The sequence below is a fragment of the Streptomyces sp. NPDC032198 genome (genome assembly GCF_040636975.1).
In the GTDB taxonomy this organism is placed as follows: domain Bacteria; phylum Actinomycetota; class Actinomycetes; order Streptomycetales; family Streptomycetaceae; genus Streptomyces.
On the sequence record NZ_JBEZVL010000005.1, the window covers coordinates 13,804 to 39,610 of the forward strand.

Below are 25,807 nucleotides of genomic sequence, written 5' to 3' on the forward strand. Positions count from 1 at the left end.
CAGCCGTCACAACGCAGCGCCTTGATTTGCGCTCAATTCCCCAACGATCGACGAATGTTGGACACCAGTCAACCGCCCGGGCGGCTCTCGCGCCCCGACGTCGGCTGCGGCGGCCGAGGGCCTTCGCCCGGGAAGGGGACCAGACGGTCAGGGTCACGCCTGCGGCGAGCGCGACGACGTAGGCGACCAGGAGGACCGCGAAGCCGCCGGAGAGCCAGCCGAGAAGGCCGGTGTGGTCGTGGCCGATGAGCCGGTCGCCTGTTTCATCGCCACGGCCCAGGAGAGCGGACAGACGGCCCCCGGCCTGGACGCACAGCGCGAGGCGGACCTGCTGGTGGCCGCCGCGGTCGGCCTCGGCGGAGACGTACTGCACGGCCGCCGCACCCTGGACGACGTACGCGGCATACTCGACTACCACCTGACCAAGATCTTCAGCCCGGCCTTCTGACGACCGAGGCCTATGGCAGAGGGTTCTCGAAGCTGACGTTCTCCGCGATCTGGTGGACCAGGCTTCGGTACTCCGCACGCCTGCTCACGGCGGTGGTGCCCAGCGTGAGCACGACCAGTCGCTTGCCGTCCGGATGCGGGAGGTGGGCGAAGATCTGGAGGACCGGGTCCTGCGGGAGGCCGGACTCGGCGTTCGGCGTGCGGACGAGCTCACTGAACGACGCTGGGCCACAGGGCAGTTCGAGGTATTCGACGTTCCCGTGGCCCTCGGCGCCGGTGACGGCTCGGGCGGCGGTGACGGCGGGTGCGGCGGTGGCGATGTCCCGCCAGGACAGGGTGAAGAGGGAGAACAGGTGACCGCCGCTATTGCTTTCGGAAACGTCGTCGCGGTGCAGGCCGATCGAGCAATGGGTAGTGCCGACATCGACCAGTGCAGCCAACAGTTGCTGACCACTGGCCACTTGACCCAGAAGACGTCGGCGACCGACTTCATCCGGAATGGCATCAAGGAGCGGCCCGATGGCGGTGCGCAACTCTTCAGCCCCGGCGGAATCGGGCGGGTTCAGCAGCGCGTTGATGGGGATGGAGGTGAAGCCCGCCGGGACGGCGAACCAGATGTCACCGCCGGGTTCATTGACGGATTCATCGAGAATAAACTCGGGCGTGCTCAACTGAGTTCTCCATCAGGCGTAATCTGTTTCAGAGGTTTGGGGTGACTCCGGCACGCCGACCACGTTCGAGGTCCTCGGGCGTGACACCCCATTCAGTGAGGCGGCTGCCGTCGCCCTTGCCCAGACCCTGGTCGAGAACCTGAAACCGCCGGGGAGCCCGCCCGTTCGGGGTGGGTGCGGCGATGATGCCGATCATGCGCGGATCGCCGGCGAACCAGATGGTCTCGATCTGTGCCTTTAGCTGTGGCTTGGCGCGGGGGGCCAGCCGCCGGGTCCACCAATTCAGGCGGAAGTGCTGGGTGAAGACCAGGGGCAGTTGCTGCGCCGGGTCGGCGGGATTGGGAAACTCGAACCATCCGTGCTGGGGCCCCACAACCCCTGGATAGTCCGCCAGCCCATGCGGGGCATCGTTGCGCACCTGCCACGGGAAGGTGCGCATGATGCGCCGCATCCTCAGTGCCGCGGGGAAATATCGCAGTTGAACGTACGCGCGGTAGAAGCCGTAGATGAAGTACGGCATGAAGACCCACACGACCCAGTTGGGTGTCTCGGTGGAGATCCCGAGCAGTGCGATCCACCCGCCGACCCATCCGACCAGTCCGGCAATGTTCAGGGACATGTGCAGCGTCCAGGCGCGACGCGTGGGCGGGTGGTCCCACGCAGTGGGGAATTCAGCAAGGTTCACTTGGACACTTTCTCTGCATGGAAAAGGTCAGGAGAAGGCGGCGCGCACGAGGGCCGGGAGTGCAGGAAGATCGACACCGAGTCGCGTGCCGTCGATGCCGGTGCCCACCTGTCCCTTGATCTCGTCATCGGACACCAGGCCGTAGCCGGCCGTCACGAGACCGATGCCGGCTGACCCCTTGCCGATGGAGTCGATCACCACGGCTGGGTTGCTCGTGCCTCGAAATACGCGTTCAAGTAGGGGGTTTGCCACACCGCCCATGCCGCGCGCGCTTTCCGCTGTCTTGCTGCCGAAGAGCGACAACTTCTGCTCGAGGCTGAGTGCCGTCTCCCCTGCTCTCACCGATCGCGCGGCTCCAAGGCCTCCCTTGAGGGTAGCTCCGAGCCCAGGAACCATGCCGAGACCGTCGGCTCCTACCGAAACCAGGTTGCTGAAGAAATCGGCATCGAATTCACCCTTGGTCAAGCCGTCCATCAGGGACTCGCGCACCGCTGGATTCGAAAGCCGGGTAGCGAGCGCCCCCACGCTGAGAGCTGCTGCCCCCAACAGAAGGAGCGGCAGCGCAACAGGCCCCGTGAAGATCAGGGCGGCCAGGGCCAGTACTCCGGCAATGGCGCTGAGGATGTCCGGGAGGTTCTCCTTGACCCACTCCCAGGACTTCTCGAGCCAGCCCGGCTCGTGCGGTGCCAGTTTGTCCGTCGCTTCGCGAATCTTGGTCGCGCGGTATTCGGACCGCTTCCTGTGTTCTTCTTCCAGACTCCGCGCCCTCGCCAGGATCCGGTCGAGTTCGGCTTGAGCGTCCTCGACCTTGCCATGGGCGAGCTTCAGGGACTTCTTTGCATCGTCTTGCTTGTCGCCCTTTTTATCCAGGTCGGGATCATCACCGGCGGTGTCGGCGTGGCCCTTCGCGGCCTTCAACGCCTCCCGGGCGTCCTTGGCCTTGCCGTCCAGAGCTCTGGCCCGACGCTGGTAGTCGTGCAGGTCACCTTCCCAGCGCTCCAGTTGGGTGGCGGCTTTCTCAATGGAGCGGGCGGCGTTCTTCAGGTTGAGGGGTAGCGGCCCGTCCTTGACGGACTCGCGGAAAGCCACCGCCGCGTCGCCTTCCCAGTAACTGCCGTCCATCAGCTTGGTGACGACCTTGCGGGTGTCGCGGAGGACGGTGACGCAGGTGCCCAGCTTCTTGCGCAGCTCTTTTACGGTGTCGCAGTCCCCGGGGGCCGGATCAAAGCCGAGATCCGGATAGGTGGAGGCGTCCGTCACTTCGGCACCTCGACGATGTCGTCGTTGGTCTTCCCGGGTTTGTGCAGCGCCTTGACGAGCGCGTCCTCGACTTCGAGGAAGGCGTCCTTGCTCTGCTCGATGATCTTGCTCAGATCCTCGGCCTGCTCACCGATCTGCTCGGCGCCGTACTTCCAGTCCTCCTGGAAGTCCTCGCAGGCCTTGTCGAGGTCGCCCGTGCCGAGGCCCCCGACAGTCGCGCCGGACAGGGCGCTGCGCAGCCCCTTCAACGACTCGACTGATCCGTCGAGCAGTTTCATGAATCCTTCGAGTTCGACTGCGTCGAGCCTCAGCCTCTCGGCCATCCCTGCCCCCTGGCGGTCGTCATGGGTCGAACGACGCTATCCACGAGTGCGCAGTTTCGCTAGTGCGAAGTTTGCTTCATAGGCGCCCGAAGCGGCAGGTATCGGGCGGAGTGGTACGCGCGGCCGTCGAGGTGCGTGGCCGGGCCTCGGGCTAGTGGCGTACGTCGAGCGGGGCAGTGAGGGCGGGACCTTTGGCGGATTTGTTTTCGGGGGGTGGTCCTTAGCTTCTTACTCATGCGAATCGGACTGCTTGGGACCGGGAATGTTGCTCGTGCGCTTGCTGGTGGGTGGCGGGCTGCTGGGCACGATGTCGTGTTGGGGTCGCGATCCCCCGACGTGAGGGGAGCCGAGGGGGAGTTGGAGGGTTTTGTTGTAGTGGGGCTCGGGGGCGCTGCCGCGCATGGTGACGTGCTCGTCAATGCCACGCCCGGTACCGCGTCGATGAGCGTCCTGACCGAGATCGGTGCTCCAGCCCTGGCCGGGAAGGTGCTGGTCGACATCGGTGTCGGTTTCACCGAGCGCATGGAGCTCTCCCATCCCAACTACAGCCTCAGCGAGGAGATCCAGGCCGCGTTCCCGGACACGCATGTCGTCAAGACGCTCGCCACCGTCGACTCCGTCGTGATGACGGACCCGGGGAGTCTGGCCGAGGCGGGGACGATCTTTCTCTCCGGGGATGATGCCGTCGCGAAACGGACCACTCGGCGGTTGCTCGGTGATCTGGGATGGCCCGATGCCTCCCAGCTGGACCTGGGAGGCATCGTGACCGCGCGCGGGCAGGAGCACGCCGCGTATCTGTTCATGGGGGTGGCCGAGTCGATCGGCACGTACGGGTTCAGCTTCAAGGTCGTACGGCCGCGGGCCGTGTGAGCAGGTGGCGGGGGCGGCGGCGGGGGTTTCAGCCGGCGGGGGAGTCGCTGACCTTGCCCACCGGGCTGATCTCCAGCTTGACCTTGCTCTCGCCGTCGGTGACCGGGAGCGTGCCCGCGGGCCAGTCGAGGGTGACGTGCTTGGTCTCGTTCGGCGGCGTGACGACGAGGCTGGTGATGCGCACGCCGGAGCCGCCCGAGTTGTTGTACGGGAACGTGATGTTGAAGGCGGCGGATTCGCCGTCCTTCAGGACTCCGGGCACGGGCTGCTCGCCGTTGCGGCTCACGGAGAGGGTGTCGCCCGTGGACGCCGTCAGGTCGACCCCGGCGAAGCCCTTGATGGTGCAGTCGCGACCGCCGCCGTTCTTGAAGACGACGGTCACGACGCCTTCCGTCTTGTCGGTCGTGTTGTCCGTGGCGTCCACTTCGAGCTCGTCGGTGCGGCAGATGCCGGTCTTGGTGTTGCTGCCTGTGTCTGTGCCCGAGTCCGTACCCGCGCCCGAGTCCGTACCCGTGCCGGGCTCGTTCTCGTTGCTTTTGTCGTCCTCGTTGGCGTCCGTGCCTGCGGTGGTGTCCTGAGCGTTTTCGCCGCCCTTGTCTGCCGACGCAGCGGGCGAGGACGACGTCTCCGCCGACGCGTTGTCGTCGCCGTTGCAGGCGGTGAGCGAGAGGGCGGCGACGAGACCGATGACTGCTGCGACGGCCTTGCGGGTGTGCTTCATGGGATCCCCCGGGAGTGGTGCTTGGCTGTGGTGATCACAGCTAAGAGGGGCGGTCCCGGCCAGGGCAAGGAACTCCGGGGCATCCGGGACGCTGGGATGGTTCAAGGGGGCTGACCTGCTAGGACGTGCCTTGCCTGGGATGGCGGGGTGGGACGCGCGGGGATTGTTTGATCATGGACACGCAGGTGCTCCAGGGTCCCGGCGTCACTATTCGGCGGGGGAACGGATCACACCATCATGCGTACGCGTATGCGCTCCAGGCAGGCTGCCGCGGTTGCCGCGACCGCGGCTCTCGTCCTCACGGTGAGCGGGTGCCAGGACAGCGATCACGAGAGATCGTCGGGGGTGGCGGGGGCGTCGGGGGCCGGTGCGGGGGCTGAGGCTGGGGTCATCGCCGGTGCTGCTGCGGGTGCCGGCTCCGGCTCCGACTCGGACTCGGGTGAGGGGTCGGATGCGGCTGCTCCCGCTCGTAACGGCGGTACCAGCGGTGGGCCCGGGGTCCGGCAGAAGTGGATGCTGGAGAACCTGCCCCAGGCGGACACCGTCATGGCCGCGGGCGAGTACCTCCAGCGCTTCACCACGTGTGAGCGGTACAGCATCGATCCGGCCGACGAGCGCTACTACCCCATGGACGAGCAGTTCGACATGTCCTGGGGTGTGCAGTTCCGCGGTACGTGCGACGACAGCGGCGACGGCTGGATCCGGGTCTTCAAGACCAGCGACATGACGCAGTTCCAGACCGCCTACAAGGCCGACGTCGCCGAGCGGATGAAGACGGACGAACTCGCCGGTCTGCATGGCGGTTTCGCGGTCGGCAAGGACTTCGCCGTCATCGCGCCGGACGACGACACGATCCGGGACCTCTCGGCCTCAGGGCTTCTGGTCCTGAACTGCAACCCGAACTTCAAGCCGGAGGGGGATGTGGCGACGGCGCCCGCGTCGGTGGACGGGTGCGTGCTGACCGACGAGTTCGTCCAGAGCTAGTCGGCTTCCGCGTCCTCCACGTCCTCCCTGCCCCGCACGTCCTCCCTGCCCCGCACGTCCTCCCTGCCCCGCACGTCCCGCACACCCGCCACTCCCTCCACGAAGTGGTCGAACTCGCCTGCCTGCACGCCCAGTACGAAGGCGTCCCACTTCTGCCTGGTCGTGGTCACGATGTTCTCCGGGTCGCTGGTCTCCCGTAGGTGGACGGCGTCGTCCGGGCCGTACGCGAATTCGATCCAGGGGCCTGGGCCGCCCTCCTCCCCCTCGGGGGCGGCGCGGATCCAGTCGAGGTCTGGGGGCACGTCTTCGGGCATGGGGGCCGGTTCCTCGGGGTGCAGGGGGTGGATGGTGGAGGGAGTATCGCCTGCCGTCCCCCCTCCGCGCCGCGCGCCGCAAACTGCTCCGGACGGAGCTGGGCGGTGATCCCCCGAAGGCACAGGTCACCCCTCTACACTGAGGCGCGGTGGACTCCCGCGTGGTGAGGGGTGGTTGACGGTGCGTAAGGCGTGGCTGGTCGCGGCCGTCGGCATCGGTGGGGCGATGAGCTTCATCGCGCTGCTCGTCGTGGGGACGTACATGACCGCCGGAGGCATCGCCAACGGGGCCGGGCAGGGCAACGTCGGGCTCGCGAAGGGCGCCGTCCCTGCCACCTACCAGCCGCTCGTCCAGAAGTGGGGCAACCTCTGCAAGGCGATCAACCCCGCCCTGCTCGCCGCCCAGCTGTACCAGGAGAGCGGCTTCAACCCGAACGCCAAGAGCCCGGCCGCCGCTCAGGGGATAGCGCAATTCATCCCGGGGACCTGGGCCACGCACGGGGTCGACGGAGACGGTGACGGCGATCGCGACGTCTGGGACCCGAAGGACGCCATCCCTTCCGCCGCTTCGTACGACTGCAAACTCGCGAGCTATGTGAAGGACGCCCCCGGCAGCCCGACGAAGAACATGCTCGCCGCGTACAACGCGGGCGCCTATGCCGTCATCAAGTACGGCGGCGTACCGCCTTACAGCGAGACCCAGAATTACGTGAAGACCATCACGGACCTGGAGAAGAGTTTCGCCCGGCCCACCAGCAGGGTGCAGCCGTCGCAGCAGGCGGCGGGAGCCATCTACTACGCGCAGAAGAAGCTCGGCACGCTGTATCTGTGGGGCGGCAATGGAACCGCCGAGCAGGGCGGGCGATTCGACTGTTCCGGGCTTACGCTCGCCGCCTATCGCAGCGTGGATATCGATCTGCCGCGCGTCGCGAACGACCAGTACAACGCCGGACCGCATCCGAAACGGGACGAACTGCTCCCGGGCGACCTGGTGTTCTTCTCGGACGACCTCACCAATTCCCGCGCCATCCGGCACGTCGGGATCTACGTGGGCGGGGGCTACATGATCAACGCCCCGCGGGCCGGTGCGGTGATCCGTTTCGACCCGATCGACACTCCGGATTATTTTGGCGCGACCCGCGTCACCGAGGACGGGGCGAACGCCGTGCCCGACAAGCTGTCCGCGGCCTGAGGGGTTCCGGAACGGGGTCATGGGGAAGGTGCGATCGGCGCGTGACGTGGCTTGAACTCTCCGTCAGTACACTTCTCTGAGCTGCGGTGATGAGTCTCTCTTCGGTAACGTCTGCGTGATCATTCGGTGGAGAGTGGAACGTGGTGAAGGGGGCCGTGCGTTCCTTTGACTGAAGTCACCGGAGAGTGCGACCACCCAGTAGCGAGCGGCATTGACCACGCAGCAAGCAGTACTGACCACGGGGGTTGATGGAAGGGCGCACGGCAAGGTGCGTCCGAGGCGAGGAGACAAGGGGCCGCAGCACCATGGCTGGACTCGACACCACAGGGTCGAACCCCGACGTCAGCCTGCTCTACGACATCAATGGTCTGGCTGAGGATTCGCCGGACTGGCTGGCAAAGTCGATCGCATTCGTCGGTGAGTACGGGCTGCTGCTCGCGCTTGTTCTGCTGGTCGTCTGGTGCTGGTGGGGGCAGCGAAAGCGCGGGGCGCTTGATGACGCCGCTTCTTCTGTCGCCGCTGTTGTCTGGGCTCCCTTGGCGGCCTCGATCGCCGTCCTGGTGAATGTGCCGATCCGGGGATTCGTGGAGCGGCGCAGGCCTTTCAAGGATCACGACGGACTTGAGCTCCTCGTGCACGGAAAGACCGACTTCTCCTTCGTGAGTGATCACGCGACGCTCGCGATGGCTCTTGGTGTCGGGCTATTCGTGGCCAACCGGAAGTTCGGTCTCGTCGGCATCGCTCTCGCCTTGCTCGAAGGCTTCTGCCGGGTCTTTATGGGCGTGCACTATCCGACGGACGTCGTGGGCGGATTCGCGCTCGGGACCGCTGTCGCGCTGCTGCTCTCGCCGCTGGCCATGGCCCTGCTCACCCCTGTGGCCAAGGCTGTTGGCCGGACCGGGCGGGGTGGCTGGCTGGTGTGGGCGAAGCGGAGCCGCGGGGCTCTGGGGGCTGAGGGGACGGAAGAGGAGGCTGTGGCGGAGCTGGCTCAGCCTGCTGCCTCCGGGCCGGACGAGCGGGACCTCGCCGCGTAGCGGTTCGGCTTCCCCCCTCCCGGTCCGCGTCTCCGTGCTCTGCGTCTCCGTGCGCCGGGGTTCCGTCCTCGCGGCGGCGCTTCAGCAGCCACCAGCCCGCGCCTGCTGCCGCCGCGGTCACTCCCGCTGAGGCTGCGGTGAGGGGGCCTGCGGCCGGGTGATCGGCCTCCGTGGTGGTGGCCGCGTGGGCCGCGGGGGCGGCCAGGGCCAGGAGGGCGGCTGTGGTCGCTGCGGTCTTGCCTATTCGGGGTCTCATACCCCCAGGGCAGCGGGGTCCCGGGGAGTGGGCCACCCGAGGGCGTGTCGGGTGGGGCTGATCGGGTTGCGGGGGCCGCCATATGGGGTACGGCCTTCTTCGCCCCAGCCCCGCCCGGCCCCGACCCGCGCAGCCCCGTCAGCCCGTTACAGCGCCTGCGGGAAGTCGAAGAAGCGCTTCGGGTCGTACTGCTTCTTCAGCTTCTTCAGGCGGCCGGCCGCCGAACCGTAGTACGCCTCACGCCAGTTGGTCAGGGTGGGGTCCGCGTAGTTCTGGTAGGCCGCTCCGGAGGCGTACCGGGTCATCGCTCCATGAGCCGTTTTCAGCCATGCCTGGGCAGGCTTCCCGGAGGTGCCGGGGCGCCACGACGCGATGTACTGCGCCAGCATCCGCGAGCGGCGGTGGACGAAGGCCGTGGCCGTCGGGTCGACGCGGTTGATCGCGCCGCCGAGGGCGGTCAGCGCGATGCTGCCCCCGCTCGCGCCCGTCACGTTCTCCACCTGCGACAGCAGTGCGCGGATGCCCGCGGCCGAGAGCGAGCGGTCGAAGAAGTCCGAACTCGCCGCGTACGTCTCGCGGTTCAGGGCACCCTGCGTGTTCCGTCCCGGCGTCGTGCCGGGCAGGTGGCACTGGGCGTCCGACGCGAACGACGAGCAGCCCGCGTACACCTCCATCGACTCCTCGTACGAGCGCCGCTTCAATGACACGCTGCGCGCCGGGGCGCCGATCTTGTCGGCCAGGCGGTCCACCGCGTTCTGGAGCTCCCCGTACGTCCCGAGGGAGAAGCAGGCGACCGACACCGTGGGCGTACCGCCCGGCGTGTTCGCCAGGTGCGCCGACGACCAGATCTCGTCCGGCTGGTCGGGGCCCCACTCCTGCCACGCCTTGATGACGGCCGCCGCCTTCGACCAGGGCCAGCTCATGTAGGCCGAGACGCCCTGCGGAGCCGCGTGTGTGCGGAACCGGAGCTCCGTCACCACACCGAAGTTCCCGTTGCCCGCGCCCCGCAGCGCCCAGAACAGGTCCTTGTTCTCGCTCTTGCTCGCCGTCAGCTGCTTGCCGTCCGCCGTGATCAGCGTCGCCGACGTCAGGCTGTCGCAGGTCAGGCCGTACGCCCGGGACACCACTCCATGGCCGCCGCCCAGCGTCAGGCCGGAGATGCCGACGGTCGGGCAGGAGCCCGCCGGGATCGTCACGCCCTTCGCGGCCAGCGCGCGGTAGACGTCGATGAGCTTCGCGCCCGCGCCGACCGTGGCCGTCGAACCACTGGCGCGCGTCTTGTTCAGCTTCGACACGTCGACGATCAGGCGGCCCGTGCCGGACGACCAACCCCCGTAGGAGTGGCCGCCGTTGCGTATGGAGACCGGGACGTGGTGGGCGCGGGCGTACGCCAGGGTCGTGCGTATGTCGTCGGGGTTCGCCACGTACGCGACCGCCGTCGGCTTGAGGCTGTCGTAGCGCGTGTTGTAGAGCTGCCGCGCCGCCGCCCACTTCGCTTCTCCCGGCTTGACCAGGGTGCCGTCCAGGTCCTTGGCGAGGGCGGTGAGGTTCGCCGCCGCGGACGCCGCGGCGCTCGACGTACGGATCGGGGTGCCGGAGTTCGAGGCGCCCGCGCTCCCGGAGGCCGTGCCCCCGCCGCCCCCGGTGCCACCGCCGCCGCTTCCGCCGGAGCCGCTGCAGCCCGTCGTCGCGAAGGCCGCCGTTGCCGCCGCCGCGGTGCCGATGAACGTACGCCGTTCCATGACGCCCCTCCCGTTGCTTCTCGCCGTGCTTCCCGGAGTACGAGACGGCGTACGGGACTCATGGGTTCCGATGAGCGGAAACCGGTGAGCGGCAAGGGGAGTTCTAGCGGAGCGACGACGTGTGGGACTCCGCGTCCGTCCTGGCCTTGCTGCGCGCTCTGCGGGCCGGGCCGCGCCAGCCGCAGCTGCACCTGGCGGCGCAGAAGCGGCCCTGCTCGACCGTCGTCGTGCGGTGGGGTTCGTCCTGTTGCTCCTCGGCCACGGCTCCACCGTACCCACGCCGGGTGAACGCTCTTACGCGTGACGGGTCAACGTACCGGTCGTTACACGGAACGACAGGGGGCTACAGCACCTCACGGGAAGGCTTGGGGGTAGTCGGGCGATGGGTCACCAGCACAGGCGCACGGGCGGAGCGGTCGCCACGGCCGCGGCGGTGGGTCTCATGGCCGTCGCCACGGGCTGTTCGGGGGGCGGAGCCGCGGCCGACGACGGGCGCGCGGCCTCCCAGGACGCCGTCGACGTGGTGCGGGACTCCGCCGACGCCCTTGTCCGCGCGGGGAGTTCCAAGGCACGTACGTCCATGGAGATGGCCAGCGGCGGGACCCGTGTGACCATCCGTGGGCACGGCTCGTACGACTTCGGGCGGCAGGTGGGGCGGTTCGTGGTGGTGCTGCCGAAGGATCCCGCCGGGGACGTGGAGCACCGTCCCATCACCGAGCTGATGGCCAGCGGCGCGCTCTACATGAAGAACCGGGGGGCCGGGGTGCCCGCCGACAAGTGGGTGCGGATCGACACGGCGTCGCTCTCGGACGGCAATCTGGTCACGGGCGGGGCCACCGACCCGCTCGCCGCGGCGGAGCTGCTGCGGGGCGTGCGCAAGGCGTCGTACGTGGGGGAGACGGCGGTCGCGGGCGTGGAGGTGCGGCACTACCGGGGGATCGCCGACCTGCCGCGCGCCGCGAAGGCGGCTTCCGAGGGGCAGCGGCGGGCCCTGGGGGCGGCGGCGAAAGGGTTCAGCAAGGGCGGGGTGCCGTTCGACGTGTACCTCGACGAGGAGGGGCGGCTGCGCAAGCTCCGGCAGCACTTCAGCGTCGCGAACGCCGAGGTGGCGTCGACGACGCTGCTGTTCGACTTCGGGGTGCGGGTGGACGTGCGGCTGCCGGCGAGCGAGGACATCTTCGCGGGGAAGATCGCCGAGAAGTAGCCGCCGGGGTTACCTGGCTAGTCGGGCCCGGGGGTGTGGAAATGGTCCGTCCGTGCCATGCGCGGTGTGTAGGCCGCTCCCTACTCTAGGAAGTCGGTACCGGCAGGAAGCAAGGCCAGGAAGAGGTGATGAACGTGGCTCTGGTGCGCGGTACGACCGTTCAGGACCACGTTGCCCTTGCCGAGATCGAGCTGTGCGGCGAACTCATCATCGCGGCGTCCGCCGCTGGGGAGGAGCGATTGAGTCCCGACCGCATCGACGAGGTCCTTAACGTCTTCACCGACGTGCGGCAGCTGGGCAACGGCCGGGACTAGTCCCGGACCCCGTTTACCGGGGTGGGCGCGGCCCGGGCCCCGCCGCGTCCGTTCTCAGGTCCGCATCATCCGGGCGATGGCCTTCGTCGCCTCTTCGACCTTCGCGTCGATCTCGTCGCCGCCCTTGACCGCCGCGTCCGCCACACAGTGCCGCAGGTGCTCCTCCAGGAGCTGGAGAGCGAAGGACTGCAGGGCCTTCGTGCCAGCCGAGACCTGGGTGAGTATGTCGATGCAGTAGACATCCTCCTCGACCATGCGCTGGAGGCCGCGGACCTGGCCCTCGATACGGCGCAGTCGCTTGAGGTGCTCGTCCTTCTGCTTGTGGTAGCCGTGGACACCCTGGTCGTGGCCGCCGGGCTCGGAGGGCGCTTCGGTGTTCATGGCCACACCGGCCGGCTCGGTGGTCGTCATCGCGTCCTCCTGCTTGGACAGTCACTCTGCTGGGCAGTCATAGGAAAAGTCACGGACTCAACTGGCTTCCCATACCCCTAGTGGGTATAGAATACTCGATTGCTCGGGGGGTGTGCTGATCACTGTGCCTGATGGGCGACACTGGGGTCTGGCCGGTTAGCCGTGGCCGGATGATGCGCCTAGCATCAGCCTGACCGAATCCAAAGCACCCCGAGGACCCCACGTGCGCTTTCGTCTGACCCCCAGGGAGACGAGCTTCTACGACATGTTCGCCGCATCCGCGGACAACATTGTCACGGGCTCGAAGCTCCTGATGGAACTGCTCGGGGCTGACGCCTCCGCCCGAGCCGAGATCGCAGAGCGTATGCGGGCCGCGGAGCACGCTGGAGATGACGCTACCCATGCGATCTTCCACCAGCTGAACTCCTCCTTCATCACGCCTTTCGACCGCGAGGACATCTACAACCTCGCCTCCTGCCTCGACGACATCATGGACTTCATGGAGGAGGCCGTCGACCTGGTCGTCCTTTACCAGGTCGAGGAACTCCCCAAGGGAGTCGAGCAGCAGATCGAGGTCCTGTCGCGAGCCGCCGAGCTCACGGCCGAGGCCATGCCGAATCTGCGGACGATGGACAACCTCACCGAGTACTGGATCGAGGTCAACCGTCTGGAGAACCAGGCCGACCAGATCCACCGCAAGCTTCTCGCTCAGCTCTTCAACGGCAAGTACGACGCCATAGAGGTGCTGAAGCTGAAGCAGATCGTCGACGTGCTCGAAGAGGCGGCCGACGCGTTCGAGCACGTCGCGAACACGGTGGAGACCATCGCGGTCAAGGAGTCCTGAGGCCTCTCCATGGACACCTTTGCTTTGATCGTGACCATTGGCGTCGCGCTCGGATTTACGTACACGAATGGCTTTCACGACTCTGCGAATGCCATTGCCACTTCCGTCTCCACCCGTGCGCTGACGCCTCGCGCGGCACTCGCGATGGCCGCCGTCATGAACCTCGCCGGTGCCTTCATGGGCAGCGGGGTCGCCAAGACGGTCAGTAAGGGCCTGATCGAGACGCCCGAAGGCAACAAGGGAATGTGGATCCTCTTTGCCGCCCTGGTGGGCGCCATCGTATGGAACCTCGTCACCTGGTACTTCGGGCTTCCTTCGTCCTCCTCCCACGCGCTCTTCGGTGGAATGGTCGGAGCCGCGCTCGCCGGTGGAATCGGGGTGATCTGGTCCGGAGTGCTCGACAAGGTCGTCATTCCGATGTTCATCTCGCCCATCGTCGGACTCGTCGCCGGTTATCTGGTGATGTGCGCGATCATGTGGATGTTCCGGAAGTCCAACCCGCACAAGGCCAAGCGTGGATTCCGTATCGCGCAGACGGTGTCCGCGGCCGGCATGGCGCTCGGTCACGGTCTGCAGGACGCGCAGAAGACCATGGGCATCGTGGTGATGGCCCTGGTCATCTCCGATGTGCAGAGCGCCGACGCGCCCATTCCGATCTGGGTCAAGATCGCCTGTGCGCTGATGCTCTCCGCGGGTACGTACGCTGGCGGCTGGCGCATCATGCGTACGCTCGGCCGCAAGATCATCGAGCTGGACCCGCCGCAGGGATTCGCCGCGGAGACCACGGGCGCGGGCATCATGTTCACCACCGCGTTCATGTTCCACGCGCCGATCTCCACCACGCACGTGATCACTTCCGCGATCATGGGTGTGGGCGCGACCAAGCGTGTGAACGCGGTGCGCTGGGGTGTCGCCAAGAACATCATCCTCGGCTGGTTCATCACGATGCCGGCAGCCGCGATTGTCGCTGCGCTGAGTTTCTGGATCGTGAACCTGGCGTTCTTGTAGCAACGCGGTAAAGCGAGACAAAGGAAAGGCCCGCCCCCCGGGAGCCAGGGGGCGGGCCTTTCTTGTTGCCCCTGCGGTGGCACCGCCATGCAGCACCGCGGGGAGTCGGGGATCGGGCCGGGGTTTATCCGAAGCGGCCCGAGATGTAGTCCTCGGTCGCCTGCACGGACGGGTTGGAGAAGATCCGCTCCGTCTCGTCGATCTCGACGAGCTTGCCGGGCTGGCCGACCGCCGCCAGGTTGAAGAAGGCCGTGCGGTCCGAGACGCGCGCCGCCTGCTGCATGTTGTGCGTCACGATGACGATCGTGAAGCGCTCCTTCAGCTCGCCGATCAGGTCCTCGATCGCGAGCGTCGAGATCGGGTCGAGGGCCGAGCAGGGCTCGTCCATCAGGAGCACCTGGGGCTCGACCGCGATGGCCCGCGCGATGCACAGACGCTGCTGCTGGCCGCCGGAGAGGCCGGAGCCGGGCTTGTTCAGGCGGTCCTTGACCTCGTTCCAGAGGTTGGCGCCCTTGAGGGACTTCTCGACGATGTTGTTCAGCTCGCTCTTCTTGTACGAGCCGTTCAGCTTCAGGCCCGCCGCCACGTTGTCGAAGATCGACATCGTCGGGAACGGGTTGGGGCGCTGGAACACCATGCCGATGGTGCGGCGCACGGCGACCGGGTCGACTCCGGGACCGTAGAGGTCCTCGTCGTCCAGGAGCACCTTGCCCTCGACGCGGCCACCGGTGGTGACCTCGTGCATGCGGTTGAGGGTGCGCAGGAAGGTGGACTTGCCGCAGCCGGAGGGGCCGATGAAGGCCGTCACGGAGCGGGGCTCCACGGTCATCGAGATGTCCTCGATGGCCTTGTGGGAGCTGTAGTAAGCGGTCAGGCCCGATACGTCGATTCGCTTGGCCATGGGGATCACTGCCTTCAGGGGGTTACAGAGAGGTCGCTGAGGTGGCCGCGTCAGCGGCCCGTCTTGGGGGCCTTCCAGCGGGCTACGCCGCGTGCCGCCATGTTGAGGATCATGATGAAGCCGATGAGGGCGAGCGCCGCCGCCCAGGCGCGGTCGTAACCGGCCTGGTTGCCTGCCGCGTACTGCTGGTAGATGTACAGCGGCAGCGAGGCCTGCGAGCCTTCGAACGGGTTCGTGTTGATCATGGGGTTGACCCAGACCAGGAGCAGCACCGGTGCGGTCTCGCCCGCGATACGGGCGACCGCGAGCATGACGCCGGTGGTGATGCCGCCGATCGCGGTGGGCAGGACCACCTTGAGGATGGTCCGCCACTTCGGAATGCCGAGGGCGAGTGACGCCTCCCGCAGCTCGTTCGGGACGAGCTTGAGCATCTCCTCCGTGGAGCGCACGACCACCGGCATCATCAGGATGGCGAGCGCCATGGCGCCGGCCCAGCCGGAGAAGTCGAAGCCCAGGATCAGGATCCAGAAGCTGAGGACGAACAGGCCCGCGACGATCGACGGGATGCCGGTCATGACGTCCACGAAGAACGTGACGACCTTGGAGAGCTTCCCGCGCCCGTACTCGACGAGGTAGATCGCGGTGAGCAGGCCGATCGGCACGGCGATCGCGGAGGCCAGGAGCACCTGCTCCAGGGTGCCGATGATCGCGTGATAGATGCCGCCGCCGGGCTCGTCGTCCGCGACCACACCCATGGAGTGGGTCAGGAAGTAGCCGTTGAAGACGTTCGAGCCGCGCTGGACGGTCTCGTAGATCAGCGAGGCCAGCGGGACGACGGCCAGCAGGAACATCACCCACACCATCGAGGTGGCGAGGCGGTCCTTGGCCTGGCGTCCGCCCTCGACGGCGACCGCGAGGGCGTACGAGGCGCCGACGTAGAGGATGGCCGCGATCAGGCCCCACTGGATGCGGCTGTCCAGGCCGGCCCCCGCGCCGATGCCGATGGCGACGGCGGCGGAGCCGAGTGCGACGACGGCCGGTGTCCAGCGCGGGAGTCGGGCGCCCCGCAGGCTCGTGGGCTTGACGATGGTGGCGCTCATGCGTTGGCCCCCGAGTACTCCTTGCGGCGCGCGATGATCAAGCGGGCCGCGCCGTTGACCAGCAGCGTGATGATGAAGAGGACCAGACCGGAGGCGATGAGCGCGTCACGGCCGTACTCGGTCGCCTCGTTGAACTTGCTGGCGATGTTCTGCGCGAAGGTGCCGCCGCCGAAGTCGAGCACGGAGGCGTTGATCACGAAGCTCGGGGAGAGCACGGTGGCGACGGCGATCGTCTCGCCGAGCGCGCGGCCCAGGCCCAGCATCGAGGCGGAGATGACGCCCGAGCGGGCGAAGGGGAGCACCGACATGCGGATGGTCTCCCAGCGCGTGGCGCCGAGCGCGAGCGCGGCCTCCTCGTGCATCTTCGGGACCTGGAGGAAGACCTCACGGCTGACGTTCGTGATGATCGGCAGGATCATGATCGCGAGCAGGATGCCCACCGTCATCAGGGAGCGCGGGGCGCCGCCCTGGTACTCGAAGACGCCGGTCCAGCCGAAGTAGTCGTCGAGCCAGCTGTAGAGGCCCGTCAGGTTGGGCGCGACCACGAGGGCGCCCCAGAGGCCGTAGACGATCGACGGCACGGCGGCCAGCAGGTCGATCACGAAGGCGATGGGGGTGGCCAGCTTGCGCGGTGCGTAGTGCGAGATGAACAGCGCGATGCCGATGGCCACGGGGACGGCGATCACCAGGGCGATGATCGAGCTCACCACGGTGCCGAAGACCAGGACCGCGATGCCGAAGTACGGCTTGCCGCCGGTGGTCGCACCGGCCGGGTCCCACTCGAAGGTGGTGAGGAAGTTGCCCGTGTTGTCCGAGAGCGCGAGGGCCGCACGGTAGGTCAGGAAGGCCGCGATGGCGGCCATGATCGCCAGCAGCGCGATGCCGGAGCCGCGCGAGAGACCGAGGAAGATCCGGTCGCCGGGGCGGGTGGCGCTGCGGCGGGGGCTCTTGGGGGTGATGCCCGAGGGCTTCACGTCGTTGAGGGGTGGGGGTGCTGTCGTACTGCTTGGTATATCCATGAGGTTCTCCGGTCTGCGGAGCAGGCAGCCGCTCTATCGGCGGGAGTTGCTCCTGGCGGCGGTGCACCGGACGGTGCGGCCGGCCCTGGTTCGCTGGGCCGGCCGCACTCGGTTCAGCTAGCTCAGGCCCGCGACGGTCGTGCGGACCTTGGAGATGATCTCGGCCGGGATCGGCGCGTAGTCGTTCTCCTTGAGGACGTTCTGGCCGTCCTCGCTGGCGATGTAGGTCAGGAAGGACTTGGTGGCGGCCAGGGTCTCGGCCTTGTTGCCCTTCTCGCAGAGGACCTCGTACGTCACCAGGGTGATCGGGTACGCGCCCTCGGCGGTGGGCTTGTAGTTCAGCTCGAGGGCGAGGTCCTTGCCCTTGCCGACGACCTTGGCCTCGGAGATGGCCTTGGAGGCGTTGTCGACGGTGGCCTTCACCGGCTCCTTGGCCTCGGTCTGCAGATCGACCGTGCTGATGCCGTCGGAGGCGTACGAGAGCTCGAAGTACGAGATGGCGCCGGCGGTCTGCTTGACCTGGCCCGCGACACCGGAGGAGCCGTTGGCGGACTGGCCGCCCTTGGCGACCCAGGACTTGCCGGGCTCGTGGGCCCAGGCGGACGGGGCCGCGCCCTTGAGGTACTTGGTGAAGTTGTCCGTGGTGCCGGACTCGTCCGAGCGGTGGAACGCCTGGATCTTGGTGCTGGGGAGCTTGGCGTCGGGGTTCAGCTTCTTGATCGCCTTGTCGTCCCAGGTCTTGATCTTGCCGTCGAAGATCTTGGCGAGGGTCTCGGCGTCCAGGACGAGGTTGTCCACGCCGGGCACGTTGTAACCGACGGCGATCGGGCCGCCGACCATCGGCAGGTCGATGGCCTGGCTGTTCTTGCAGACCTTCTTCGACGCCGCGATCTCCTCGGGCTTGAGCGCCGAGTCGGAGCCCGCGAAGGCGGTCTGGCCCTGCATGAACGCGGTGATGCCGGCGCCCGAACCCGTCGGGTTGTAGTTCAGCTGAACGTCCTTGCAGGTGGTCGAGTAGACCTTGCGCCAGGCGTCGATCGCGTTCTTCTGCGCGGACGAACCGGAGGCCGCGAGCTGACCCTTGGCGTCATCGCACTTGATGTTGGCGTTGGCGTTGGTCTCCTTGCCGGTGCCACCGCTGCCGCCGCTCGTGTCATCGGAGCCGCACGCCGTGAGGGCCAGGGCGCCGGAGACGGCGATGGCGCCGAGGGAGAGGGCGCGGAGCCGGTTCTTGCGCTGAAGCTTCACTGTCGGGTCTTCCTTCCGGGAGCCGCCTGCCCTTTGCCGGCGGCGTGCGAGGTCTTCGTCGTGCAGTACTGCGGTCGTTCTGTTCTGCGGTCCTACGTTGTGTTGTAAGGCTGAAATTAGGCAGGACAGGTGAAGCGGCCCATGGGCATGAGTGAACGGCGGGTGAACCTCGGCGGTCGGCCTGGTTAGGCAATGTGCTACGGAACGTAGTGGATCGGTTACGCCGGGTTGAGGACGCTGAGCAGGGCGTCGACAAGCTGCTGGTCACGGGGTTGCGTGAGCCGGTTGCGGGCCGCGGCGGGCGGCAGCCAGATGATGCGGTCCACTTCGGCGTTGGGCGTGAAGTGGCCTTCGGTCGCTTCCGCGGCCCAGTAGCTCACCTCTTTGGGGCGGCCCTGCGCCAGGTAGCGGGCCGTGGGGAGCCGGGCGCCGGGGGCGCAGCGGTGGCCTGTCTCCTCCTCGACCTCGCGCAGGGCGCCGTCGAGGGGGCTCTCGGCTCGCTTCAGCTTGCCCTTGGGGTGCGACCAGTCGTCGTACTTGGGGCGGTGGACCAGGCAGATCTCCAGCTCGCCGTCGAACGGGGAGCGGCGCCACAGGACGCAGCCCGCGGCCAGGACGGCTCCGCCCGCCGGGCGCGTCACCGGGTACTCACCGCCTCCGCCTCCCGGAGCCAGGCCTGGTGGAACGCGAAGCGGGCCGCTTCCACCTCGTGGCGCTGGTCGGCGTGCAGGACGCCGAGGGCGTACGCGGTCGCCGGGGCGATGCGGGGGGTGCGGGCGGCCGACGCCGCGGCCGACGCGGCGTCCGCGGCCTCGCGGTGGCGGTCCAGGGCGTGGCCCGCGTCCGCGAGGCGGAGGTCGGCGCCGGGGCCCGCGGTGAGGACTTCCTGGGCGTACCGGTGCAGGCGCAGGAGGGCGCGGGTCTTCAGCCAGGGGGCGTCCTGCGCCTCGGGCGCGGCGTCGGCGGCGAGGCCGTGCGTCAGCGCTTCCGCGTTGTACGGGTGGCCCGCCTGGCCCAGGGGGAGCGCGGCGACGGCTTCGGCGAGGTCGTCCTCGGCCCGCGCCGCCAGCGGCTTCAGGTCCTCCGGGGTGTTGCTCCTGAGGGGGACCTCGCTGGCCAGTACGGCGACGTTGTCCGCGACGGCGTGGAAGCGGGAGGAGCCGAAGGCCTGGAGGGCGGCGGAGTGGGCCCGCGTGCGGGCGAGGGTCAACTGGCGCTCCAGGAGCGCTGCCGCCTTGGCCGCGCCCACCGTCAGGCCCCTTGGGGTCCCGCCGGGTTCATCGGCGCCCGGCGCCGGGGGCTGTGCCCAGCCTCCTCCACTCTCCACTCCGTTCGAGCGGGGGGACCCCCATCGCCCCGCGGACCGCCTGCCCGCAGCGGGAACGGCTGCCGGCGCCGGGACCGTGGGCGTGCCCGACAAGCGGTGCAAGGCGTCGAGGAGCCGCTCCAGGCGCGCCCCGAACGCGTGCTCCCGGGCCAACGTGCCGGACAGCCAGGCCAGTTCGGGGCGCAGTCCTGACGCCCACTCCTGGTCAAGGAGCGGGCGGAAGGTGTGCAGGGTGCCGCCGATGCGGCGGGCCGCCCGGCGCAGGGCCTGGGCCGCCTCCAGGGACGCCTCGGCGCCCTGCGCGTCCGTCGACGACTCGCGGTGCAGCCGCAGCGAGCGCAGGAACTCCGTGGCCTGGCCCTGCAGATAGGCCGACAGGACATCGCCTGTCGTCGTCTCATGGTTTAGCTGTGCCACGCCGGCGCCTCCGGGCGTCAATGAGCATCTCCTGTACGTTCCGCAGGGGCTGGCCCTCCGGATCCAGGGCGTGCCGGGTCCAGTTGCCGTCCGCGCCCAGGTGCCAGGAGGCGGTGGTGTCCGACATGCCGGTCTCCAGGAGCCGGCTCAGCGTCGCCCGGTGGGCCGGGTCGGTGACCCTGACCAGTGCCTCGATACGGCGGTCGAGGTTGCGGTGCATCATGTCGGCGCTGCCGATCCACACCTCCGGCTCGCCCGCGTTGCCGAAGGCGAAGACGCGGGAGTGCTCCAGGAAGCGGCCGAGCACGGAACGGACCCGGATCGTCTCCGAGAGCCCCGCGACACCGGGCCGCACCGCACAGATCCCGCGCACCCACACGTCGACCGGCACGCCCGCCTGCGAGGCGCGGTAGAGCGAGTCCACGACCGCCTCGTCGACCATCGAGTTGACCTTGATGCGCACGTAGGCGGGGCGGCCCGCCCGGTGGTGCTGGATTTCCTTGTCGATGCGCGAGACGAGCCCGTCGCGCAGGGACTTGGGGGCGACGAGAAGACGGCGGTAGGTCTCCCGCCGCGAGTACCCCGAGAGCCGGTTGAAGAGGTCGGACAGGTCCGCGCCGACCTCCTGCTTGGAGGTGAGCAGCCCCAGGTCCTCGTAGAGCCGGGCCGTCTTGGGGTGGTAGTTGCCCGTGCCGACGTGCGAGTAGCGGACCAGGGTGTCGCCCTCCTGGCGGACGACGAGCGACAGCTTGCAGTGCGTTTTCAGGCCGACCAGGCCGTAGACGACGTGGCAGCCCGCCTCCTCCAGCTTCCGCGCCCACTTGATGTTCGCCTGCTCGTCGAAGCGCGCCTTGATCTCGACCAGGACGAGCACCTGCTTGCCCGACTCGGCGGCGTCGATCAGGGCGTCGACTATGGGGGAGTCGCCGGAGGTCCGGTACAGCGTCTGCTTGATCGCGAGGACGTCCGGGTCGGCCGCGGCCTGCTCCAGGAAGGCCTGCACGGACGTGGAGAACGAGTCGTACGGGTGGTGCAGAAGCACATCGCGTTCGCGAAGGGCGGCGAAGATGTCGGGCGCCGACGCGGACTCCACCTCGGCGAGGTCGCGGTGCGTGCCCGCGATGAACTTCGGGTACTTCAGCTCGGGCCGGTCCAGGGACGCGATGCCGAAGAGCCCGGTCAGGTCGAGCGGGCCCGGCAGCGGGTAGATCTCGGCCTCGCTGATCTTCAGCTCGCGTACGAGGAGGTCCAGGACGTTGCGGTCGATGGACTCCTCGACCTCAAGGCGCACCGGCGGCCCAAAGCGGCGTCGCATGAGCTCCTTCTCCAGGGCCTGGAGGAGGTTCTCGGCGTCGTCCTCCTCGACCTCAAGATCCTCGTTCCGGGTGAGCCGGAACATGTGGTGCTCCAGGATCTCCATGCCGGGGAACAGCTCTGCGAGGTGCGCGGGAGCGGCGATGACGTCCTCGATGGGGACGTAGCGCTGCGGGGAGGCCTCAAGGAAGCGGGAAAGAAGCGGCGGAACCTTCACACGAGCAAAGTGAGTGTGTCCGGAGACCGGGTTGCGGACGACCACGGCGAGGTTGAGTGAGAGCCCCGAGATGTACGGGAAGGGGTGCGCCGGGTCGACCGCGAGGGGGGTCAGGACGGGGAAGATCTGCTGCCGGAAGAGCGTGAAGAGGCGGGACTGCTCCTTCTCCGTCAGCTCGTTCCAGCGGACCAGGTGGATGCCCTCGTCGGCGAGGCCGGGGGCGACGTCCTCCTGGTAACAGGCGGCGTGCCGGGCCATGAGCTCGCGCGAACGGTTCCAGATCAGCTCCAGGACTTCACGGGGCTGCAGACCTGAGGCCGAACGGGTGGCGACGCCCGTCGCGATGCGCCGCTTCAGGCCTGCCACCCGGACCATGAAGAACTCGTCCAGGTTCGAGGCGAAGATCGCCAGGAAATTGGCCCGTTCGAGGAGGGGCGTGTTCGGATCCTCGGCAAGCTCCAGAACGCGCTCGTTGAAGGCGAGCCAGCTGCGCTCCCGGTCCAGGAAACGGCCCTGCGGAAGCTCCTGGCCGTCGTGTCCTACCTGGCCGTCCTCGTCGTACGCGTCGAGATCCGCGTCGATGTCGGGGTCGAGGTCCGACACCGCGGCCGACAGTGTGTGCGGCCGGTGCGCGGCGATGGAGCCGACGGAGGGCTGGGCGTGTGTGATGGTGCCGTGGCCCGAAGGGTCTCCGTCGAGGGCGGTGGTGGGAGACGGGTGGGACTGACCTTGCGTGCTGGGCTGGCTCATGGCCCCATTCTTCCGCGCGGGGACCCCGATGGGCGCGTCGGAGAGTGCCGGGGTGAGGACGAGCTTCCCGTTCGTGGGGGGAGGGTCGGGCACGGCAGGCTGCATTGAGCGAGGGTCGCAAGCCAGTCTGAATCACTGGTTACGGCGACATGACGTGCGGGACATGTGCGGGAGGCCCCCGGGCGTCTACATGGCCGGGGGCCTTGCGCGACTCAGGCGGCGCGGCGCCGCAGCACCAGGAATGCCGCGTACGCCGCCGCCGTGGCGAGCACGAGGATGATGCCGGTCTCGATGAACTGGACGTACCAGAAGTGGGGATGGGGGTGGATGTCGGCGTACCAGCCGGTGACCTTGGTGTCGGAGGGGCAGGGGAAGTGGGCCATCTGGTCCGGCGAGCATTGCCTGTCGACGAAGCGTTCGCCGGCGGCGTTGTGGACCCCCATGTCGATGATGAGGGAGTCCACGGGGACGTCATGCATCGTGTAGCCCGTGGACGTGCCCGAGGCGGGGCCGGAGAGCGTCTTCACCGGGAACAGATGCCACCGCACATTGCCCATGACCAGCAGTACGAGTCCGGTGACGAGGCCCCCGGCGGCCAGCGCCACCAGCGTGCGACGTACAAGGAGACCGGCGAGTGCGCCGACCATGACGGCGAAGAGGCAGTACGCGACGAGGACCGGGCCGATGGACTCGTAGACGCCGCGGTCCGCCCAGTTCAGGTCCCACACGGCCCCGATACCGGACCGGCCGGCCCAGAAGACCGCCATCAGCGCGAGCCCGCCCGCCACGCTCGTCACGGCGAACACCGTCAGCTTCGACGTCAGCCAGCGAACGGGCGACACCGACTGCGTCCAGGCGAGCTTGTGAGTGCCCGACTCCATCTCGCGGGCGACGACCGGGCCCGCGACGAAGGCGCCGATCAGGACGGGGATCAGTAGCATCCCCAGGGAGTAGTCCTTCAGGAACTCGTACAGCAGTGCCCGGGCGCTGGAGAAGCCGAGGAACGTCTCGCAGGAGCCGTCGGAGGTGCAGGGGCCGGTCGGCTCGGGGTAGGCGTGGTTCGCCCAGCGGAGAAGGCCCGTCAGCGCGGCGGCGAGCACGACGAGACCGAGGCCTGTGCGCAGTGCGCTGCGGTGCACCCGGACGTCGGCCCAGCGCGGCCCGCGCAGCAGAGGGGAGCTCATATCGTCACCTCGCGCTCGGCGGGTGCCGTGCTCGGTGTCAGCAAAGCCAGTGCGTCGGGAGAGCGCAGATGGGCCAGCAACAGTTCCTCCAGGGAAGGTTCTTCGACTTCCCAGCCGTCGCCGACCGGGCCTTCGGGCCGTATCAGCGCGGTCAGGCCCCGCCCCGTGGCGCGGGATTCGACGACCGTGTGCGGGGCGAGCTCCTCGACGGGTCGGCGCCCGGTGACCAGTGCGTGCGCGGAGACGAGGTCGTCGATGCCGCCGCCGAGGCGTACGCGGCCGTCGGAAACGAGCAGCAAGTAGTCGCAGGCGTCGGCCAGTTCGCTCACGATGTGTGAGGACATCACCACGGTGGTCCCGTGCTCGGCCGCCTCGGCCATCAGCGTCCCCATCAGCTGATGCCGGGCGAGCGGGTCGAGGTCGGCCATCGGCTCGTCCAGGAGCAGGAGTTCGGCCCGCGTGCCGAGCGCGAGGGCGAGTGCCACCCGGGTGCGCTGACCTCCGGAGAGCGTGCGCACCCGTGCCTTCGGGTCCAACCCTCCTTCCCGTACGACGCGTTCGGCGAGCGCGGCGTCCCAGCGCCCGGGGTTCAGCTCGGCGCCGAGCCGCAGCGTGTCGGCGATGCTGAGCTGCGGATAGAGCGGCTTGTCCTGGGCGACGTACGCGAGGCGTTCGCGCGCGGCGGCCGGGTGGGTGCCGAGCACGGTGAGCGAGCCCCCGCCGGGCCGCATCAGTCCGGCCGCGAGGGCCAGCAGCGTCGACTTGCCCGCGCCGTTGGGCCCCACGACCGCGCAGATCCGCCCGGCGGGCAGCCGGAAGGAACAGTCGCGCAGGGCGTGGCCCCGCCGCCCGTAACTCTTGGCGAGCGAGGCCGCCTCGATGGCGGTGTCGGTCATGCGTGGTCCCCCTTGGTGAACTGTTCCTCGAGTACGGCGCTGAACAGCGCCGCCACGTCGTCCCTCTCCAGACCGGATGCGCGGGCACGGGCCGCCCACCGGCTCAACTCCCCCCGCAGCGGGGAGTCGGCGGGCGTCGAGCCCAATGACTTCCGCACGAAGGTGCCGAGCCCGCGGCGGGCCTCGACCAGGCCCTCGCGTTCCAGCTCGCGATAGGCCTTCAGGACCGTGTTCGGGTTGATGGCCGTCGCCTCGACGACCTCACGGGCCGTGGGCAGCTTGTCGCCCGGCTCCAACAGGCCCAGGCGCAGCGCCTGTTGCGTCTGCTGGACGATCTGGAGGTAGGTGGCGACGCCGCTGCGCCGGTCGATACGGAACTCGACCATGCCTTTGCACCACCCTTTCACTAATTGAGTAGTGAAAGGGTGGTGCAAGGGGGTCGGTGCCGTCAAGGGGGTGGCCGATCTTGTAACGTCTGCCGCTCAGCATTGACGTGAACATGTATGGAAAGTCGGGGGACTTACCTTGTCCATGCCTCCGCCGCCCCAGGGCGGCTACCAACAGCCTCAGCAGCCGTACGGACAGCAGCAGCCGTACGGGCAGCAGCAGCCGTACGGACAGCCGTATGGGCAACAGCCCTACGGGCAGCAGCAGTTCGCACCGCCTCAGCCCCAGCAGCCCCACTCGCCTCAGCCTCAGCCTCAGCGCCCGCGCGGCGGTGGCGGTGGCTCCTTCAACCGGCAGTCACCGCTGATGAAGGTGGTGGTCCTGCTCATCGCCGGTGTCATCGCGGGCGTCTGGTGGTACTCCAGCCGCGGCAACACCACGGGCCCCGGCAGCGAGGCCGCCAAGGCGCCGACGGCCGCCGAGGTCGGCGACTGCGTACAGAACAAGGGGTCGAGCGGGAGCCCGGACATGGAGGTCGTCGACTGCTCCGGCGCGACGGCCGAGTACAAGGTGGCGAGCAAGCACGAAACCGAGTGCCGGCCCGGCCAGTCCCGCTACGAGCAGACCCGGCGCGGGCGGGTGCAGTACAGCATGTGCCTGGAGCCGATCGAGCCGAAGTAGGCGAGAGGGCCCGGACAGCAGGTCAGACAGGAAGGGCGCGGTGTTCCCCCGGGGAACACCGCGCCCTTCCTCTCTTCCGTACGTCG

29 protein-coding genes are annotated in these 25,807 nt (G+C 68.4%); 10 read left to right on the forward strand and 19 right to left on the reverse strand.

Annotation, left to right across the window (positions count from 1 at the left end):
* Window positions 1-232: 232 nt before the first annotated feature.
* A complete protein-coding gene (locus AB0E78_RS14020) occupies window positions 233-448 on the forward strand; it encodes a hypothetical protein (protein ID WP_361831824.1) in 216 nt (71 codons plus the stop codon).
* Between the two features lie 10 nt (window positions 449-458).
* Here AB0E78_RS14020 and AB0E78_RS14025 read toward each other — a convergent pair whose 3' ends face one another.
* Genes AB0E78_RS14025 through AB0E78_RS14040 form a run of 4 tightly spaced genes read right to left on the reverse strand, consistent with a single transcriptional unit; the run spans window position 459 to window position 3,386 of the window.
* Entirely contained in the window at window positions 459-1,118 is a 660-nt protein-coding gene (locus tag AB0E78_RS14025; protein ID WP_361831826.1) for a hypothetical protein, read from the reverse strand.
* A 28-nt stretch (window positions 1,119-1,146) separates the two neighbouring features.
* The gene (locus AB0E78_RS14030) at window positions 1,147-1,803 is read right to left on the reverse strand and encodes a hypothetical protein (RefSeq protein ID WP_361831827.1); all 657 of its coding nucleotides are present in this window, start codon (window positions 1,801-1,803) and stop codon (window positions 1,147-1,149) included.
* 27 nt (window positions 1,804-1,830) lie between these two features.
* Entirely contained in the window at window positions 1,831-3,063 is a 1,233-nt protein-coding gene (locus AB0E78_RS14035; protein WP_361831829.1) for a putative T7SS-secreted protein, read from the reverse strand.
* Window positions 3,060-3,386: a hypothetical protein gene (locus AB0E78_RS14040; RefSeq protein ID WP_361831831.1), complete on the reverse strand. Its 327-nt coding sequence runs from the start codon at window positions 3,384-3,386 to the stop codon at window positions 3,060-3,062. The genes AB0E78_RS14035 and AB0E78_RS14040 overlap by 4 nt, the downstream gene beginning before the upstream one ends.
* A gap of 234 nt (window positions 3,387-3,620) precedes the next feature.
* On the opposite strand from AB0E78_RS14040, the gene AB0E78_RS14045 reads away from it, so the two are divergent.
* Window positions 3,621-4,256, forward strand: a complete 636-nt coding sequence (locus tag AB0E78_RS14045; protein WP_361831833.1) for an NAD(P)-binding domain-containing protein — start codon at window positions 3,621-3,623, stop codon at window positions 4,254-4,256.
* A gap of 28 nt (window positions 4,257-4,284) precedes the next feature.
* Here AB0E78_RS14045 and AB0E78_RS14050 read toward each other — a convergent pair whose 3' ends face one another.
* On the reverse strand, window positions 4,285-4,977 hold the full coding sequence (locus AB0E78_RS14050; protein WP_361831835.1) for a DUF4232 domain-containing protein: 693 nt from the start codon (window positions 4,975-4,977) through the stop codon (window positions 4,285-4,287).
* A 513-nt stretch (window positions 4,978-5,490) separates the two neighbouring features.
* Between AB0E78_RS14050 and AB0E78_RS14055 the strand changes: the two genes are divergently transcribed.
* Window positions 5,491-5,961: a hypothetical protein gene (locus AB0E78_RS14055; RefSeq protein WP_361831836.1), complete on the forward strand. Its 471-nt coding sequence runs from the start codon at window positions 5,491-5,493 to the stop codon at window positions 5,959-5,961.
* On the opposite strand, the gene AB0E78_RS14060 is transcribed toward AB0E78_RS14055, so the two are convergent.
* Window positions 5,958-6,275, reverse strand: coding sequence for a DUF397 domain-containing protein (locus AB0E78_RS14060; protein ID WP_361831838.1), 318 nt, complete (start codon window positions 6,273-6,275; stop codon window positions 5,958-5,960). The two genes, AB0E78_RS14055 and AB0E78_RS14060, sit on opposite strands and share 4 nt — an antisense overlap.
* A 181-nt stretch (window positions 6,276-6,456) precedes the next feature.
* On the opposite strand from AB0E78_RS14060, the gene AB0E78_RS14065 reads away from it, so the two are divergent.
* Both AB0E78_RS14065 and AB0E78_RS14070 read left to right on the forward strand, forming a co-directional pair.
* Window positions 6,457-7,467, forward strand: coding sequence for a bifunctional lytic transglycosylase/C40 family peptidase (locus AB0E78_RS14065; protein ID WP_361831840.1), 1,011 nt, complete (start codon window positions 6,457-6,459; stop codon window positions 7,465-7,467).
* Window positions 7,468-7,772: 305 nt separating this feature from the next.
* Window positions 7,773-8,501, forward strand: coding sequence for a phosphatase PAP2 family protein (locus AB0E78_RS14070; protein ID WP_361831844.1), 729 nt, complete (start codon window positions 7,773-7,775; stop codon window positions 8,499-8,501).
* A 402-nt stretch (window positions 8,502-8,903) separates the two neighbouring features.
* Here the strand turns inward: AB0E78_RS14070 and AB0E78_RS14075 are convergent, their stop codons facing one another.
* Together AB0E78_RS14075 and AB0E78_RS14080 are read right to left on the reverse strand one after the other, a co-directional pair.
* The gene (locus AB0E78_RS14075) at window positions 8,904-10,499 is read right to left on the reverse strand and encodes an FAD-binding oxidoreductase (RefSeq protein WP_361831846.1); all 1,596 of its coding nucleotides are present in this window, start codon (window positions 10,497-10,499) and stop codon (window positions 8,904-8,906) included.
* Between the two features lie 103 nt (window positions 10,500-10,602).
* A complete protein-coding gene (locus AB0E78_RS14080) occupies window positions 10,603-10,761 on the reverse strand; it encodes a hypothetical protein (protein ID WP_361831848.1) in 159 nt (52 codons plus the stop codon).
* A gap of 120 nt (window positions 10,762-10,881) precedes the next feature.
* Here AB0E78_RS14080 and AB0E78_RS14085 point away from each other — a divergent pair, with 120 nt between their 5' ends.
* Together AB0E78_RS14085 and AB0E78_RS14090 are read left to right on the forward strand one after the other, a co-directional pair.
* Complete coding sequence (locus AB0E78_RS14085) at window positions 10,882-11,703, forward strand: hypothetical protein (protein ID WP_361831850.1); 822 nt, start codon at window positions 10,882-10,884, stop codon at window positions 11,701-11,703.
* Window positions 11,704-11,831: 128 nt separating this feature from the next.
* Window positions 11,832-12,017: a hypothetical protein gene (locus tag AB0E78_RS14090; protein ID WP_361831852.1), complete on the forward strand. Its 186-nt coding sequence runs from the start codon at window positions 11,832-11,834 to the stop codon at window positions 12,015-12,017.
* Between the two features lie 54 nt (window positions 12,018-12,071).
* Here AB0E78_RS14090 and AB0E78_RS14095 read toward each other — a convergent pair whose 3' ends face one another.
* Window positions 12,072-12,398, reverse strand: coding sequence for a metal-sensitive transcriptional regulator (locus AB0E78_RS14095; RefSeq protein ID WP_361832768.1), 327 nt, complete (start codon window positions 12,396-12,398; stop codon window positions 12,072-12,074).
* Window positions 12,399-12,651: 253 nt separating this feature from the next.
* On the opposite strand from AB0E78_RS14095, the gene AB0E78_RS14100 reads away from it, so the two are divergent.
* Together AB0E78_RS14100 and AB0E78_RS14105 are read left to right on the forward strand one after the other, a co-directional pair.
* On the forward strand, window positions 12,652-13,272 hold the full coding sequence (locus AB0E78_RS14100) for a DUF47 family protein (protein WP_249589094.1): 621 nt from the start codon (window positions 12,652-12,654) through the stop codon (window positions 13,270-13,272).
* Between the two features lie 9 nt (window positions 13,273-13,281).
* On the forward strand, window positions 13,282-14,280 hold the full coding sequence (locus AB0E78_RS14105; RefSeq protein WP_361831854.1) for an inorganic phosphate transporter: 999 nt from the start codon (window positions 13,282-13,284) through the stop codon (window positions 14,278-14,280).
* A gap of 124 nt (window positions 14,281-14,404) precedes the next feature.
* Here the strand turns inward: AB0E78_RS14105 and pstB are convergent, their stop codons facing one another.
* From pstB to AB0E78_RS14155, 10 genes are all read right to left on the reverse strand, one after another.
* The gene (gene pstB / locus AB0E78_RS14110; protein ID WP_361831855.1) at window positions 14,405-15,181 is read right to left on the reverse strand and encodes a phosphate ABC transporter ATP-binding protein PstB; all 777 of its coding nucleotides are present in this window, start codon (window positions 15,179-15,181) and stop codon (window positions 14,405-14,407) included.
* 50 nt (window positions 15,182-15,231) lie between these two features.
* Window positions 15,232-16,281, reverse strand: a complete 1,050-nt coding sequence (gene pstA / locus AB0E78_RS14115; protein WP_361831857.1) for a phosphate ABC transporter permease PstA — start codon at window positions 16,279-16,281, stop codon at window positions 15,232-15,234.
* The gene (gene pstC, locus AB0E78_RS14120; RefSeq protein WP_361831859.1) at window positions 16,278-17,300 is read right to left on the reverse strand and encodes a phosphate ABC transporter permease subunit PstC; all 1,023 of its coding nucleotides are present in this window, start codon (window positions 17,298-17,300) and stop codon (window positions 16,278-16,280) included. The genes pstA and pstC overlap by 4 nt, the downstream gene beginning before the upstream one ends.
* Window positions 17,301-17,417: 117 nt before the next feature.
* Window positions 17,418-18,548, reverse strand: a complete 1,131-nt coding sequence (pstS, locus tag AB0E78_RS14125) for a phosphate ABC transporter substrate-binding protein PstS (RefSeq protein ID WP_361831861.1) — start codon at window positions 18,546-18,548, stop codon at window positions 17,418-17,420.
* Between the two features lie 218 nt (window positions 18,549-18,766).
* A complete protein-coding gene (locus AB0E78_RS14130; protein WP_361831862.1) occupies window positions 18,767-19,189 on the reverse strand; it encodes an NUDIX hydrolase in 423 nt (140 codons plus the stop codon).
* Window positions 19,186-20,292, reverse strand: coding sequence for a CHAD domain-containing protein (locus tag AB0E78_RS14135; protein WP_361831864.1), 1,107 nt, complete (start codon window positions 20,290-20,292; stop codon window positions 19,186-19,188). Before AB0E78_RS14135 ends, AB0E78_RS14130 begins: the two co-directional genes overlap by 4 nt.
* A complete protein-coding gene (locus AB0E78_RS14140; RefSeq protein ID WP_361831866.1) occupies window positions 20,273-22,573 on the reverse strand; it encodes an RNA degradosome polyphosphate kinase in 2,301 nt (766 codons plus the stop codon). Before AB0E78_RS14140 ends, AB0E78_RS14135 begins: the two co-directional genes overlap by 20 nt.
* A gap of 212 nt (window positions 22,574-22,785) precedes the next feature.
* On the reverse strand, window positions 22,786-23,757 hold the full coding sequence (locus AB0E78_RS14145; protein ID WP_361831868.1) for an ABC transporter permease: 972 nt from the start codon (window positions 23,755-23,757) through the stop codon (window positions 22,786-22,788).
* A complete protein-coding gene (locus AB0E78_RS14150) occupies window positions 23,754-24,653 on the reverse strand; it encodes an ABC transporter ATP-binding protein (RefSeq protein WP_361831870.1) in 900 nt (299 codons plus the stop codon). Before AB0E78_RS14150 ends, AB0E78_RS14145 begins: the two co-directional genes overlap by 4 nt.
* Window positions 24,650-25,039, reverse strand: coding sequence for a GntR family transcriptional regulator (locus AB0E78_RS14155; RefSeq protein ID WP_361831872.1), 390 nt, complete (start codon window positions 25,037-25,039; stop codon window positions 24,650-24,652). Before AB0E78_RS14155 ends, AB0E78_RS14150 begins: the two co-directional genes overlap by 4 nt.
* 145 nt (window positions 25,040-25,184) lie before the next feature.
* Here AB0E78_RS14155 and AB0E78_RS14160 point away from each other — a divergent pair, with 145 nt between their 5' ends.
* A complete protein-coding gene (locus tag AB0E78_RS14160) occupies window positions 25,185-25,721 on the forward strand; it encodes a hypothetical protein (RefSeq protein WP_361831874.1) in 537 nt (178 codons plus the stop codon).
* Window positions 25,722-25,807 lie beyond the last annotated feature (86 nt).